The following is a 15,195-nucleotide window of genomic DNA, read 5'->3' on the forward strand; positions in this document are numbered from 1 at the left end:
TATGGGAGGGAGTTATACCATGGAACAAAAGAATTGGCATCAAATGGGGACAAGTGAGCTTGTCGACATGCTGTCCATCTCCCCTGAGAAGGGGCTGACCGCGTCCGAAGCGGCGCAAAGGCTGGAGGAGAACGGGCGCAATGAGCTGTCTGAGGGAAAACGCGTTTCTCCGATTATTCTATTTCTAAATCAATTCAAAGACTTTATGGTGCTTGTTTTAATGGGCGCAACGCTTATATCGGGGCTGCTCGGCGAGTACTTGGATGCTATTACGATTATCGCCATTATTGTCATTAATGCGGTGCTGGGATTTGTGCAGGAATTTCGGGCGGAACGTTCGCTGCGCGCGCTTAAGGAGTTATCTGCCCCGGCAGCCAAGGCGATGCGCGGCGGCGAATGGGTTACCATACCTGCTAAGGAGCTTGTCGTCGGCGATATCGTCAGTCTGGAGAGCGGGGACCGTATTCCGGCCGACCTGCGGTTGATCGAAGCAAACAGTTGTTATGCGGAGGAGTCGGCGCTTACCGGAGAATCGGTTCCGGTGGGCAAGCATGCCGGCGCGATCGATGATGATGAGCTGCCGCTTGGCGACCAGCGTAATATCGGCTTCATGGGAACGATGTTGACGAGAGGCACGGCCAAAGGCGTTGTCGTACGAACAGGCATGAACACTGAAATGGGCAAAATCGCGGATTTGATCCAGCAGACGGAGTCGATGGAGACGCCGCTGCAGCATCGGCTGGAGCAGCTTGGGAAGCTGCTTATCATCGTCGCCATAGGGCTTACGATTATGGTCGTCGTTGCGGGCATTCTGCACGGACAACCGCCTTACGGCATGTTCCTTGCAGGCGTAAGTCTGGCAGTCGCGGCTATTCCTGAAGGACTGCCGGCCATCGTGACGATTGCGCTTGCTCTCGGCGTGCAGCGGATGATAAAGCGAAAAGCGATCGTTCGCAAGCTGCCTTCCGTTGAGACGCTCGGCTGCGCCTCGGTCATCTGTTCCGATAAGACGGGAACGCTGACGCAAAATAAAATGACGGTTACGCATGTATGGCTTGGAGGCCGCCGGCTCGAAGTGAGCGGCGAAGGCTATGAGCCTGTCGGCAGCATATACGAGGACGGCAAGGCGCTTGATGTGAAGCATGATCAGTCGGTCAAGCGGCTGCTGCAAGTTGGCGCGTTATGCAATAATGCGCAGATTGTGAAGGTTGAGGCGGAGGAGACGAAGCGCCGCAAGAGCAAGGAGCCGCAGGAGGAATGGGTTCTGAAGGGCGATCCGACAGAAGGAGCGCTCTCCGTTCTTGCCGCGAAGCTCGGCTCATCGGCGAAATCGTTGGAAATGCTCTATAAAAGGGAGCAGGAGTTTCCGTTCGATTCCGATCGAAAACGAATGTCTGTCGTTGTATCTCATCAGGGGGGCAGGCTCGTATGCACGAAAGGCGCGCCGGATATGCTGATGGAGCTGTGCAGCTACGTACTGTGGGACGGCAAGGTCGTGCCGTTCACGCAGACGCTGAAGCGCAAGTGCGCGGATGCGGGGGAAGTGATGGCGCAGTCGGCGCTTCGCGTATTAGGCTTCGCATATCGTGATCTGCGAACGACCGATAAGTGCGATTCGGAGCATGATGTCGAGAGCCAGCTCGTATTCGTCGGTTTGACGGGCATGATCGATCCGCCTCGCCGCGAGGTGAAGGACGCGATTGCGACTTGCCGCCGCGCAGGCATTAAGACGGTTATGATTACAGGCGATCACCAATTGACGGCGGAAGCTATCGCCGGGCAGCTTGGCATTATGCCGCGCGGTGGTATCGCAATGAGCGGCAAGCAGCTTGAAGCGATGACTGACGATCAGCTTGATCGACTCGTCGATAACACGTACGTCTATGCGCGAGTATCGCCTGAGCATAAGCTGCGTATTATTAAGTCGCTGCAGCGTCAGGGCCATGTCGTGGCGATGACCGGCGACGGAGTGAACGACGCTCCTGCAATCAAGGCGGCCGACATCGGCATTGCGATGGGCATAACGGGCACGGACGTATCGAAGGAAGCATCGGCGCTCGTGCTGAGCGATGACAACTTCTCCACAATCGTAGCTGCTATTGAAGAGGGCAGGGGCATCTATGAGAACATTAGAAAGTTTATTCGTTACTTGCTCGCATCCAACGTCGGCGAAATACTCGTTATGTTCCTTGCGATGATGGCGGGTCTGCCGCTGCCGCTCGTACCGATCCAAATCTTGTGGGTCAACCTTGTAACCGACGGCCTGCCTGCCATGGCGCTTGGCGTCGATCAGGCAGAGAAGGATCTGATGCAGCATAAGCCGAGAACGTCCAAGGAAAGCATATTTGCTCGCAGGTTAGGCTGGAAGATCATAAGCAGGGGCATTCTGATTGGCGTCTGTACGCTAGGCGCGTTCTGGATTACGCTCAAGGAGGCGCCGGGAAGCGCCGACCACTTGATGAAGGCGCAGACCGTCGCATTCGCCACTCTCGTTATGGCTCAGCTCATTCACGTATTCGATTGCCGGAGCTCGCGCTCGATTTTCCACCGCAACCCGCTGCAAAACAAATATTTGGTGCTGGCTGTGCTCTCATCGCTCATCCTTATGTTAGGCGTGCTTTATATCGATGCGTTGCAGCCGATCTTCAAGACGGTACCGCTTGGCTTCCGCGAATGGTGTCTCGTCTTCGTCGCAGCAGGCATTCCTACCTTCCTTATGGGTATCGGCAGCGTCATGGGCACGCGTAAAAACAAGTCGCAATCGAAGACGCCATTCCGTCCGCAAACGGCAGCCAGATAACGGAATAATGCAAATGATGATACAAATTATGAATAGCCTTTCTCCTTTCTTTACGGTATGCTAATAGCATTATTAATAGCTAATTAGACATACGTAAGGTTAAGGAGAGGGCTAATAGATGAACTTTACAAAGATGAACGGACTAGGAAATGACTTTATCGTTGTCGCAGGCGAGCCGCAGCTTCCGGGCAACGCGGGTGAACTTGCAGTCGAGCTTTGCAACCGATTTTTCGGTATCGGGGCAGACGGTCTTGTGTATATTTTGCCATCGGATATCGCCGATTTCCGTATGCGCATCATTAACTCGGACGGGTCAGAGGCCGAGCAATGCGGCAATGCGATTCGTTGCGTCGCGAAGTACGTCTACGACAACGGTCTTACGAATAAAGAAGAGATTACCATCGAGACTCTGGGCGCAGGCGCGCAAAAAGTGCAACTGACGGTTAGCGACTCGAAAGTACAAAGCGTACGCGTCGATATGGGCGAGCCGATCCTGAACGGTCTGCAAGTGCCGACGACGGTAGACGCAGAGCGCGTTATCGAGCATCCGATCGAGGTTGACGGACGGGAATTCCGCTTCACTGCCGTATCGATGGGCAATCCGCATGCCGTGATCTATGTGGACGATGCGGTGAACTTCGATCTGAATACATGGGGACCGAAGCTTGAAACGCATCCGATGTTCCCGCGCAAGATCAACGTGGAATTCGTTACGGTTAATTCCCGTACGCAAACCGATATGCGCGTATGGGAGCGCGGCGCAGGTCCAACGCTCGCTTGCGGTACAGGCGCATGTGCGACTGTCGTAGCGTCCGTGCTTAACGGAGCGACAGAGCGCGAGGCAACCGTATCGCTTAAAGGCGGCGATTTGTTGATTGAATGGAATGAAGCGGACAATCACGTATATATGACAGGACCTGCTGCGGAAGTATTCCGCGGGACGCTGTAGGCGTCCGCGCAGGATGGGTGAAAGAGACAAGATGAAGCCGGATTTGAGACAAGCTCTGCAAGAGCGCATATTGACCGGAGACGGCGCGATGGGAACCTATCTGTATCAGATGGGGTTCCCTGTTGGCGTTTCTTACGAGGAATTCAATACGCTAAGACCTGATGTCATTGAACATGTTCACCGCAGCTATTATGAAGCGGGCGCAAGAGTGATTGAGACGAATACGTTCTCGGCGAATACCGAGAAGCTGTTGAAATACGGCCTTGAGGCAGAGATGGAAGCGATTAACCGCGCAGGTGTCCGAATCGCGCGTTCGGCCGTCGGTACGGATGCTTATGTTGTCGGGGCTGTCGGCTCGATCCGAGACGGCAAACTGAGAAATATGCGTACGGCGATCGTAAGCGAATCCTATGAACGCCAAATCCATGCTTTGCTTGAGGAGGGCGTGGACGGCCTCTTGTTCGAGACGTTCTACGATTTGGACGAGATGCTGCTTGCTTTGCGGGTTGCAAGAAACGTATCGAAGCTGCCGATTATTTGTCAGTTTGCAGTTGACGATATCGGCCGCACGCAAGACGGCATCGGCCTAAAGGATGCTTATGAGACGCTTCGCCAGGAAGGCGCAGACGTTGTTGGCCTTAATTGCCGCAGCGGTCCTAACGGGATAATGCGGGCGATCGATACGATAGACGGTCCGATCGGACTTCCTTTGTCCGTATTCCCGAATGCGGGCTTCCCGGATTATGTGGACGGCAAATATACGTACTCGGCAGGACCGCAATACTTTGCCGAGACGGCGCTGCGCTTCGCGGACCGCGGCGCGCGTATTATCGGGGGCTGCTGCGGTACGACGCCGGAACATATCGCCGCTATCGCACAGGCGTTAGACGGCTATGTGCCGCAGAGCGGAAACTCTGCCCCGTTGCGTACGCCTACGGCGCCGCAAACGGAAACGATCACACCGCGAACCGCTAACGATGGAGCGTCTCAAGAGCAGCCGGCTGATCAGTCGGCGGTTGAACGCGAGCCTTCGATCGTAGATCTCGTTAAGCAGCGGCATACGGTCATCGTGGAGCTTGATCCTCCGCGCGATCTCGACATTCGCAAGTTCATGGACGGCGCGGCGGCGCTTAAAGCGGCGTCCGCGGACGCCGTTACGATGGCGGACAACTCGCTTGCGGTTACGCGAATGAGCAACATCGCCTTGGCCGCGCTCGTTCAAGAGCGCGTCGGCATCCGTCCGCTCGTTCATATTGCCTGCCGCGACCGCAATCTGATCGGCACGCAGTCGCATATGATGGGGCTTGATGCGCTGGACATCGACCATGTGCTCGCCGTAACGGGCGATCCGGCACGCTTCGGCGATCTGCCTGACTCCAGCTCGGTGTATGACTTAACATCGTTCGAGATGATTCGAATGATTAAACAGCTTAACGACGGAACGGCATTCAGCGGCAAGCCGCTGAAGCAGAAGGCGAAGTTCGTGGTCGGCGCAGCGTTCAATCCGAACGTCAAGCATTTGGACAAAGCGGTTCAGAGACTTGAGCGGAAGATTGCTTCCGGCGCTGACTACATCATGACGCAGCCTGTTTATGATCGCGATCTGATCGTGAAGGTTGCGGAAGCGACCAAACACTTGTCCGTTCCGGTATTCATCGGCATTATGCCGCTGGCCAGCGGACGGAACGCCGAGTATTTGCATAACGAAGTGCCAGGCATTCAATTGTCGGACGAGGTGCGGCAACGGATGGCCGGGCTTGAAGGCGAGGCAGGCCGCGCGGAGGGCGTTAAGATCGCAAAGGAGCTGCTTGATTGCGCTTTGCCTCATTTTAACGGCATTTACTTGATTACTCCGTTCATGTTCTACGACATGGCGGTTCAATTGACGGAATATGTATGGCGCAAAACAGAGAAACAATGAGCAGCGTCGCCTAAGGAAGAGCGAATATGAGCATTTTGTGCTCTTTTCGCTTTTTCCCTTGTTCGTAAGCGGAAAATCAATTAGAATATAATAAAGTTTGGATACCGTTGCCATGCTCCTTCCAATTCAGACAAGCACGAATTTGTGCCCCAACACGAGGCGGGCAGCAATTGTATCACGTATGCTCCGAGGTTTTTTCGTCAACAATAGTGCAGTAGTTCTGTCGGTATTTGGCAAGAACGCAAACTTCGTCGTATTCACATTATTAATAATAGAAGTTTATTAGAGGCAGAAGCATAAGGATTAGTGGGGGCGAAGGGGGAACCTGGGTTGGCTATAAAGCTTATTAATATCGGGTTTGGCAATATTGTATCGGCAAATCGCATTATTTCGATCGTAAGCCCGGAATCGGCGCCTATTAAGCGGATCATCCAAGAAGCGCGCGACCGTCATATGCTTATCGATGCGACATATGGACGCCGGACGCGTGCCGTTATTATTACGGACAGCGACCATGTCATTTTATCGGCTGTACAACCGGAGACGGTTGCACACCGGTTATCCACCAAGGATGACGATAACGACGAATAGTACGGGGAGTATTAAGAATATGGGATTGCTAATTGTTTTATCCGGACCTGCCGGTGTCGGCAAAGGAACGGTGTGTACGGCTCTTCGGAGCAAGATGCCGGATATCGTCTACTCTGTGTCAGCTACTACGAGGCAGCCGAGACAGGGAGAGGTTGACGGCGTCAACTACTTCTTCAAATCGAAAGAGCAGTTCCAGGACATGATCGCGCGCGACGCGTTGCTTGAACATGCCGAGTATGTAGGCAACTACTACGGAACGCCAAGAGACTTTGTCGAACGCACGCTTGCGAGCGGCAAGGACATTATTCTGGAGATTGAAGTGCAAGGCGCTCTAAAGGTGAAGGAGAAGTTCCCGCAAGGGATATTTGTTTTCCTAATGCCTCCTTCCATGGAGGAATTGAAGCAGCGCATTACGGGCCGAGGCACGGAATCGCAAGATACGATTAATCATCGGATGAACGTAGCAGTGGAAGAGATGAACCTGCTTCGCCATTATGATTATGCAGTCGTGAACGACCAGATCGACTCGGCTTGCCATCGTATTCAGAGCATTGTTGTCGCTGAGCATTGCCGCAGTGAGAGGGTTATGCCTTACCTGGCGGAAGCGCAAGCGGCTATCGAGAAAGCATGAGTGAGGAGAATGAATAATGTTATATCCGTCCATTGACGAAATGGTTAAGAAGGTAGACAGCAAGTACACGCTGGTCGTTGCGGCTTCCAGACGCGCACGCATGCTTCGCAACGGTGAGAAATCCGAGCTTCGCAACCCGCGTTCCCGCAAATATGTTGGCGTAGCGCTTGAAGAAATTTATAACGATATTTTAATAGTGGAAGCCAACGTCACCAAAGACGAGCAATAAGGCACGGAATATGGAGGCTGTCCGATGGTCATCGACCTTTGGACAGCTTCTTTGTATTTTCATAGAGTAGGCGCGTAATGACGAGGGCAGGGGGAAATAACGGATGTACACAGACTTGGAGCAATATAAAGCTTTATCGCAGCCTATTGTGTGGGGAGCGGTAGAAAATTGTTTTACGCTGGATATGGAGATAGATGAATCGCTTGTGAGCAACATTAGCATCATACCGACAGTCGGTGAGCATTACGCGGTCATTCAGCTTGAGGATGGACGGTGGGAGCTCGCAGGGGGGACGCTTGAGCCGGGTGAGCATTATCAGGATGCGCTTGTGCGTGAAGTGCGAGAGGAGCTTGGAGCCGAGCTGAAGTCGTATACGCGGTTTGGCTGCTTCAAATGCCGCTCTTCGGCTTCTGAGCCGTATCGGCCGCATATTCCGCATCCCAGCTTTATTAGGCTCGTCGGCTATGGCGAGGTTGAGCTTGTCGGCAAGCCGCTGAACCCACCGGATGGGGAACAAATTGCTGTCGTCGACGTCGTAGATATTGATGAAGCCGTGCGGCGTTTCGAGGAGATCGGCAGACATGATATCGCCGAACTTTACTTGCTGGCGCATCAATTAAGGCAAGCGGAAAGACGTCTGTAATCGGCCAAAAAAAGATGAAAGCGCAGTTAGATTTTAAATCGGCATATGGTATGATAGGGAAAATAGGTGTCAGGAGGCGAAGCAAATGGAAAAGCTGCGTTACCCGATTGGCAGATATGTGTACGAAGGTATGACGACGAAGCAGAAGGATCAATGGATTTCCGATATGGAAAAATTGCCCGCTCAGCTTAGAGAGGCGTTATCCGGATTGTCCGAGGAAGGGCTTGATACCGCTTATCGAAGCGGCGGCTGGACAGCCCGTCAAGTCGCGCATCATCTTGCAGACGCCGCAATGAACTCTTTCTCCCGCTTCAAGCTTGCCTTGACGGAGAAAAATCCGACGATTAAGCCATTCGACGAAGAGCAGTGGGCTGAAACAGCTGATAGCTTGAACGCATCACCGGATATCAGCCTGGCAATCGTCGAAGGCATTTATGCGCGCTGGGTGCTGCTGCTACGTTCAATGGAGCGCTCCGATTACGATAAGCAGTTTTATCATCCCGGGGAAGGAAAGCAGATCGGTCTTGCTTATTTCCTGGGTTTCGTTGCCTGGCATGGCAAGCATCATGTAGCGCATATCAATATAGCGAAAGAACGGACGAATGGGCAGTGACAGGAGACATAAGCATGCTAAGAGGAAAATCTATTATTCTTGGAATTACCGGCGGAATCGCCGCTTATAAGGGAGCAGCGCTATGCAGCAAGCTTGTACAGGCTGGCGCTAAGGTTCGCGTTATCATGACGGAGTCCGCGACGAAGTTCATTACGCCGCTAACGTTGCAAACGCTGTCGCGAAATCCTGTATATATCGATACGTTCGATGAGCGCGACCCGGCTGTCGTCTCGCATATCGACCTCGCCGATCATGCTGATCTCATTATTATTGCTCCGGCGACCGCGAACGCGATTGCCAAGCTTGCCGGAGGGCATGGAGACGATATGCTGAGCACGACTCTGCTCGCTGCGACGTGTCCGATCGTTGTTGCTCCGGCCATGAATGTGCATATGTATGAGCATCCGGCCGTTGTTGCGAATATGGAGCTGCTCGCCTCGCGAGGCGTTATGTTCGTCGAGCCTGGCACCGGGCAGCTCGCTTGCGGTTATGTCGCGAAGGGGCGTCTTGCCGAGCCGGAAGATATTGTTGCGGCAGTGGAAGACTGGCTGTCCAGCGGCAGCCTGCTTGCCGGCAAACGGGTCATCGTGACGGCTGGCGGAACGATGGAGCGACTCGATCCCGTTCGTTATTTGACGAATGATTCCTCCGGCAAGATGGGCTTCGCAATTGCAGAGGCTGCCCTGCTGATGGGCGCGGACGTGACGCTCATAGCGGGCAGAACGTCTGCCGCCCCGCCTGCGGGAGTTAAGCTCGTTAGAGTAGAATCAGCTGAGCAGATGCTGGCTGCCGTTACTGCGGATTATGACGAGGCTGATATTGTCGTGAAGGCGGCGGCTGTGGCCGACTATCGACCGGTCGTTGTCAGCGGACAGAAGATTAAGAAAAACGGTGACCGGCTCACGCTTGAGCTGGAGAGGACAACCGATATTTTGAAGACGTTAGGCGAGAAGAAGCGGCATCAATTTCTTGTTGGCTTTGCTGCTGAGACGGAGCAGCTGGACCATTATGCAATGGACAAGCTGCAACGCAAAAACTGCGATCTGATCGTTGCGAACGATGTGAGCGAAAGCGGAGCGGGCTTCAATGGCGAGACGAACATCGTTAAGCTGTTCGATGCCGGAGGGCTCGTGGAATCGTTGCCGTTGCAATCGAAACGGTCGATCGCCCGCAGGCTTCTAGAGGTTGTCGCTGAACGGTTGCCGCACAGCAGCGGGGGAATGAAGTCATGATTGCCAAAGTGATCGTAGACGTGCCGAGCCGCCAGACGGATCGGCCGTTTGACTATTTGGTCCCATTCGAGATGGAGACGTGGATCGAGATCGGCAGCAGAGTCGGCGTGCCATTCGGCGGACGCGTGCTGCAAGGCTTCGTTGTTGGACTTGCGGCTGAGGCTGATATTGATCCGAGGCGTCTTAAGGCCGTGTCTGAGCTGCTTGATCCAATGCCGCCGCTGCTGCCTGATCTAGTAGAGCTCGCGAAGTGGCTCAGCGATAAATACTGCTGCTCATGGACGACTGCGCTGCAAGCGATGGTACCGGGAGCCTTGAAGGGGAAAGCCGAACGTGTAATCGAGCTGGGGGAGGCTTCTGAGGAAGACGAGCGGGAGCTCCCAGATGAATTGTTGGACTGGCTGAAATCGCAAGGGGGCGCAGCGAAGCTTGATTCGCTGCTCATGCTGTTCCCTCACTATGCGAAGGAAGTGAAGAGCGGACTTCGAGCTGGCGAGCTCATCGAGCATGCCTCTATTAAAGATCGGTTATCGATCAAGAAAGTGTTGACCGTCTCCCTCGGCGCAGCGGGAGAGGCGGCCATTAGGGACGCAGCAGAGGAGTTGCCCGCAAGAGCGGCGAAGCAGCGCGATATGCTGCTTTATATGCTCAGTCATGGCAAGCCGCTTCAACTGCAGGCGTTAATCGCGGCAACCGGAGGTTCGGCATCGACTGTTCGGGCACTGGAGGGCAAAGGGTTGCTCGTACTTCAAGAGGTTGAGCAGCAGCGCGATCCATATGCCGGTCGCGAGTTCGAGCGCACGAAGCCGTTGCCGCTCATGCCGGGGCAGCAAGAGGTGTTCGAGCGTATTGTTCGCTCGGTACAATCGGGCGAGCCGGATACGATGCTGCTGCACGGCGTCACGGGCAGCGGCAAGACCGAGGTCTACCTGCAATCGATTCAATATTGCTTGGAGCGCGGCAAGCAAGCGATCGTGCTTGTGCCGGAGATTTCCTTGACTCCGCAGATGGTGGAGCGGTTCAAGGGGCGCTTCGGCGATGCGGTAGCCGTTATGCACAGCCGGCTGTCGAATGGCGAGCGGTACGATGAATGGCGCAAAATCCGCAGCCGCCAAGTGCAGGTCGCTATCGGCGCGCGGTCGGCGATCTTCGCTCCCTTCGAGTCGATCGGTCTTATCATTATCGACGAAGAGCATGAATCCTCCTACAAACAGGAGGAGAGTCCGAAATACCACGCGCGCGACGTTGCGGTGCGCAGGGCGAGGCAGCATGGCGCAGCCGTTGTGCTTGGTTCGGCTACGCCTTCGATCGAGTCTTTCGCGGCAGCGAACCGTTCGGCGCAGCTATCGGGCGCATCTGGCGGGCGGGAGCCGGCGCTGCTGCCGATGCCAGAACGAGTAGGCGGACGTCCGCTTCCGCCGGTTGAGGTCATCGACATGCGCGAGGAGCTTCGCGAAGGCAATCGCTCGATGTTCAGCCGTAAGCTGCATGAGTTGCTAACCGATCGTCTAGAGAAAGGCGAGCAATCGGTGCTGCTGCTTAATCGGAGGGGCTATTCGACCTTCGTGATGTGCCGCTCCTGCGGGTACACCGCGCAATGTCCGCATTGCGATATTTCTCTTACCTATCATCAGAAGACGCGCGTCATGCGCTGCCATTATTGCGGACATGCCGAACAAGCGCCTGCCAATTGTCCTTCTTGCGAGAGCGAGCATATTCGCTACTTCGGAACAGGCACGCAGCGAGTCGAGGAGGAGCTTGCCAAGCTGTTCCCCGGCATCCGCGTTATTCGGATGGACGTGGATACGACGACTGAGAAAAACGCCCACGAGAAGCTGCTAAAGCAGTTCGGCGAGCGCAAAGCCGATGTGCTCCTAGGCACGCAAATGGTAGCCAAAGGGCTGGATTTTCCATACGTTACACTAGTGGGCGTTATCGCGGCCGATACGTCGCTTAACTTGCCTGACTTTCGCGCGGCGGAGAGGACGTTCCAGTTGCTTACACAGGTGGCGGGACGCGCGGGGCGGCATCATTTGCCCGGGGAGGTCGTCATTCAGACGTATTCACCTGAGCACTATGCAGTTACAACCGCTCAGCACCACGATTATGCAGCATTCATAACGGAGGAGCTGCGCCATCGCGGGGCAATGGGATATCCGCCTTATTGCCGCTTGATCCTCATAACGATGTCGCATGAGCAGCTTACGCTGCTGTCCTCGGTAGGCGAACAATTCGCTTCGCGACTGCGCGATCTGGCGGAGGAGCAGGGCATTCTCGTTCCGCTCAGCAGCGGTTTGCCGAGAGCTTTCGACGTGCTTGGACCGGTCGCATCGCCAATATCTAGAATGAAAGATCGCTACCGTTTTCAATGTGTGATAAAATATCGTGGTAGCATTGACGCTTCCGCGCTTATTAAGGAGGCGCTCGCACCGTTTAGCGACGGTCCGCCCCAGCGTCAGGTGCAATTCAGCGTCGATGTGGATCCGCAAGTTATTTTATAAACATAAGCATGTTCAAGATATACGTCCATACCATATAGACGTTATTTTCTCACTATTAACATGAGTAAAGGAAGGGAATACCATGAGTATCCGTATAATTGTGAAGGACCCAGATCCTGTATTGCGGGAAGAGGCGAAGGAAGTAACGAAGTTTAATCCGAACTTGAAAAAATTGCTCAAGGATATGGCGGAGACGATGTACGATGCGGAGGGCGTTGGCCTTGCCGCGCCGCAGATCGGCATTTCGAAGCGCGTTATCGTTGTAGACATAGGCGATGAGACGGGTCTGATCGAGATGGTTAACCCGGTTATCGTCGAGCAAGAGGGCGAACAGCTTGGACCTGAGGGCTGCCTAAGCATCCCGAATTTGAACGGCGAGGTTATGCGCGCCGATCGTATTGTCGTGAAAGGGCAAAACGCAGACGGCGAGCACTTTACCATAGAAGCCAGCGGCTACTTGTCACGCGCCTTCCAGCATGAGGTCGACCATCTGAACGGGATTTTGTTCACCGATCTTGCCGAGAGCATTTACGACATTTCGGAGAGACCAAGAAAAGGCGGCGAGTAGATTCATGCGTATTGTATTCATGGGAACGCCTGAGTTTGCCGTTCCCTCCTTGAAGCTTCTGCTGGAGCAGAACTACGAGGTTGTTGCTGTTGTATCACAGCCAGACCGGCCGAAGGGCCGCAAAAAAACGCCTACGCCGCCGCCTGTGAAGGAAGCGGCGTTGTCGCTTGGACTGCCTGTGCTGCAGCCGGAGAGGATGCGCAGCGCAGAAGCGGCAGCTGCGATTGCCGAACTGGCGCCTGATCTGATCGTTACGGCGGCTTATGGGCAAATACTGCCGAAGGCCGTGCTTGATGTTCCGCGTCTTGGCTGCATTAACGTGCATGGCTCGCTGCTTCCGAAATACCGCGGAGGAGCGCCGATTCAGCGTTCGATTATTAACGGCGAGGACAAAACTGGCGTTACGATCATGTATATGGCTGAAGGGCTGGACACCGGCGATATGATCAGCTCGGTAGAGGTAGCAATCGAAGAACATGACACTTCGGGTACATTATTCGAAAAGCTAAGCGCTGCAGGAGCAGAGCTGTTGGGCAGAACGCTGCCTTCCATCGTGGACGGTACGGCAGTTGCCGTACCGCAAAATAACGAAGAAGCGACCTACGCCCCCAATTTGAGCCGCGACGACGAACGTATTGATTGGAGCAAATCAGCTCGAGCGATATACAATCAAGTGCGCGGTCTCTCGCCGATGGCGGGTGCTTTCACTTATTTGGGCGGAGAGGTGTTCAAAGTTTGGTCTTGCTCGTCTGCGGTGAACGGGGACAAGGCTGGAACTGCGCCGGGAACGATTATTCGAACCGATAATACGGGAATTACCGTTCAGACGGGACAAGGTCAGCTGCTGCTTACAGACATCCAGCCAGCAGGCAAGAAGGCGATGGCTGCCGCAGAGTGGCTGAAGGGAGCCCGCATCGAAGCTGGCAGCAGCTTTGATGACGGAGGTGCGCAATGACCGGTGCAAAGAACGGCAACCCGCAAGGCAGACGGCAAAGCGGCGGACATTCGCCTCGGAAGGCTCCGCAAGGAGCAGCTGTCTCTTCATCAGCGGCCCCGCAGACACAATCCCGCAAGGCGAAGTCGCCGCGTGAATTGGCGATGGATGTTCTCGTCAAAGTAGCCGAGACAGGCGCATACAGCAATCTGCAGCTTAATCGTACGCTGCAGGATGCTAGGCTGGAGCGCGCTGACGCCGGACTTGTTACCGAGCTTGTCTACGGTACGATCCAGCGTCAGCTGACGCTGGATTATTGGCTCGACAAGTTCGTAGCCAAAGGTGTGCGCAAGCTGCAGCCTTGGGTGCATCAGCTGCTTCGCCTGAGCGCTTATCAGCTTCTTTATCTAGACCGGATTCCGCCGCATGCGGCGGTGAACGAAGCGGTTACGATTGCGAAGAAACGCGGACATATGGGTATCTCCGGCATGGTGAACGGCGTCTTAAGAAGCATGGATCGCGGCAAAAGCGACCTTAAACCTGATCATATTAAGCATGATGATCCGGCTGTGCAGCTTTCGCTTCGCCATTCGTACCCGGAATGGCTCGTTAGACGGTGGCTGGTTTCATACGGCGCAGAGACGACGGAAGCCATATGTGCGGCAGGCAATGAACAGCCGCATTCCAGCATACGTGTCAATACGCTTCGGTCTACCCGTGAAGCGGCGCTTGAACTGCTGCGCGAAGGCGGTTACGACGCTGAAGCGTCCAAGCTTGCTCCGTCCGGCATTAACGTGGGCAAGGGAGGCAATCTGGCCGATACGATCGAATTCCGTGACGGATTATGGTCGGTGCAGGACGAAAGCTCAATGCTCGTCGCGGAAGTTGTTGCTCCTGAAGCGGGCATGAAGGTGCTCGATTGCTGCGCGGCGCCGGGAGGCAAGAGCACGCATCTTGCGGAGCTTATGGGCGGCAAAGGCAAAGTGTGGGCGAATGATCTGCACGAACACAAGCGCGAGCTGATCGTGTCGCAGACGGAGCGCCTGAAGCTGCGCAACGTTGAAGCGATTACGGAGGATGCGACAAAGCTGAACGAGCGGTTCGCACCCGGGTCGATGGATGCGGTGCTGCTGGACGCGCCTTGCTCCGGGTTCGGCGTCATTCGAAGAAAGCCGGAGATCCGGTGGACGAAGACAGCGGGAGATGTCGCAGAGATTGCAGCGGTGCAGCATCGGCTGCTCGATGCGGTATGCGAGCTAGTACGCATAGGCGGCGTATTCGTCTATAGTACGTGTACGATGGAGGCGGAAGAGAACGAGGAACAGGTTGCGGCATTTTTGCAGCGTCATCCTGAATTCGAGCTCGATGCGGCCGGCTGGAATGACGCTATAGTAGACAGCTTGCAAGAGGCGCGCGCAATTGGCGAAGATTTTGACGGGCAGGCACAGCTTCTCCCGCATCATTTTGGCAGTGACGGATTTTTCATTGCGAGGATGATTCGGCGCTCTTAGGACGATTATGGCTGAATATGGGCGTTTGTGGTAAAATAAATCGATGGCGGCTCGCAATAGTTCGAAGCCGCT

The 15,195-nt window shown here is 54.8% G+C and carries 13 protein-coding genes; all 13 read left to right on the forward strand.

What is annotated here, in order from left to right; translation table 11 throughout:
• The first annotated feature begins 19 nt into the window (after window positions 1–19).
• The 13 genes from V8F51_RS04010 to rsmB all read left to right on the forward strand — a co-directional run bounded on the left by V8F51_RS04010 (window position 20) and on the right by rsmB (window position 15,123).
• Window positions 20–2,800: a calcium-translocating P-type ATPase, SERCA-type gene (locus V8F51_RS04010; protein WP_337098753.1), complete on the forward strand. Its 2,781-nt coding sequence runs from the start codon at window positions 20–22 to the stop codon at window positions 2,798–2,800.
• A 118-nt stretch (window positions 2,801–2,918) separates the two neighbouring features.
• Window positions 2,919–3,749, forward strand: coding sequence for a diaminopimelate epimerase (dapF, locus tag V8F51_RS04015; protein ID WP_337098754.1), 831 nt, complete (start codon window positions 2,919–2,921; stop codon window positions 3,747–3,749).
• Between the two features lie 31 nt (window positions 3,750–3,780).
• Entirely contained in the window at window positions 3,781–5,670 is a 1,890-nt protein-coding gene (locus tag V8F51_RS04020) for a bifunctional homocysteine S-methyltransferase/methylenetetrahydrofolate reductase (protein ID WP_337098905.1), read from the forward strand.
• A 330-nt stretch (window positions 5,671–6,000) separates the two neighbouring features.
• Window positions 6,001–6,261 (forward strand): extracellular matrix/biofilm regulator RemA, encoded by a 261-nt coding sequence (remA, locus tag V8F51_RS04025; protein WP_005548256.1) that lies wholly within the window; start codon window positions 6,001–6,003, stop codon window positions 6,259–6,261.
• A gap of 19 nt (window positions 6,262–6,280) precedes the next feature.
• Window positions 6,281–6,892: a guanylate kinase gene (gmk, locus tag V8F51_RS04030; protein WP_337098755.1), complete on the forward strand. Its 612-nt coding sequence runs from the start codon at window positions 6,281–6,283 to the stop codon at window positions 6,890–6,892.
• Window positions 6,893–6,908: 16 nt separating this feature from the next.
• Window positions 6,909–7,121, forward strand: a complete 213-nt coding sequence (gene rpoZ, locus V8F51_RS04035; RefSeq protein ID WP_337098756.1) for a DNA-directed RNA polymerase subunit omega — start codon at window positions 6,909–6,911, stop codon at window positions 7,119–7,121.
• 103 nt (window positions 7,122–7,224) lie between these two features.
• Window positions 7,225–7,764 carry an NUDIX hydrolase gene (locus tag V8F51_RS04040; protein WP_337098757.1) on the forward strand — a complete coding sequence of 180 codons (540 nt, stop codon included), beginning with the start codon at window positions 7,225–7,227 and terminating at the stop codon, window positions 7,762–7,764.
• A gap of 85 nt (window positions 7,765–7,849) precedes the next feature.
• Window positions 7,850–8,377, forward strand: coding sequence for a YfiT family bacillithiol transferase (locus V8F51_RS04045; RefSeq protein ID WP_337098758.1), 528 nt, complete (start codon window positions 7,850–7,852; stop codon window positions 8,375–8,377).
• Between the two features lie 14 nt (window positions 8,378–8,391).
• Entirely contained in the window at window positions 8,392–9,609 is a 1,218-nt protein-coding gene (gene coaBC, locus V8F51_RS04050) for a bifunctional phosphopantothenoylcysteine decarboxylase/phosphopantothenate--cysteine ligase CoaBC (protein ID WP_337098759.1), read from the forward strand.
• Window positions 9,606–12,110 carry a primosomal protein N' gene (gene priA / locus V8F51_RS04055; protein ID WP_337098760.1) on the forward strand — a complete coding sequence of 835 codons (2,505 nt, stop codon included), beginning with the start codon at window positions 9,606–9,608 and terminating at the stop codon, window positions 12,108–12,110. Before coaBC ends, priA begins: the two co-directional genes overlap by 4 nt.
• Before the next feature lie 82 nt (window positions 12,111–12,192).
• Window positions 12,193–12,678: a peptide deformylase gene (def, locus tag V8F51_RS04060; protein ID WP_337098761.1), complete on the forward strand. Its 486-nt coding sequence runs from the start codon at window positions 12,193–12,195 to the stop codon at window positions 12,676–12,678.
• A 4-nt stretch (window positions 12,679–12,682) separates the two neighbouring features.
• Window positions 12,683–13,633: a methionyl-tRNA formyltransferase gene (gene fmt / locus V8F51_RS04065; protein WP_337098762.1), complete on the forward strand. Its 951-nt coding sequence runs from the start codon at window positions 12,683–12,685 to the stop codon at window positions 13,631–13,633.
• Window positions 13,630–15,123 (forward strand): 16S rRNA (cytosine(967)-C(5))-methyltransferase RsmB, encoded by a 1,494-nt coding sequence (rsmB, locus tag V8F51_RS04070; protein ID WP_337098763.1) that lies wholly within the window; start codon window positions 13,630–13,632, stop codon window positions 15,121–15,123. The genes fmt and rsmB overlap by 4 nt, the downstream gene beginning before the upstream one ends.
• The last annotated feature ends 72 nt before the right edge of the window (window positions 15,124–15,195 follow it).

Origin of the sequence: Paenibacillus sp. YIM B09110 (assembly GCF_037167145.1) — a bacterium.
GTDB lineage: Bacteria > Bacillota > Bacilli > Paenibacillales > Paenibacillaceae > Pristimantibacillus.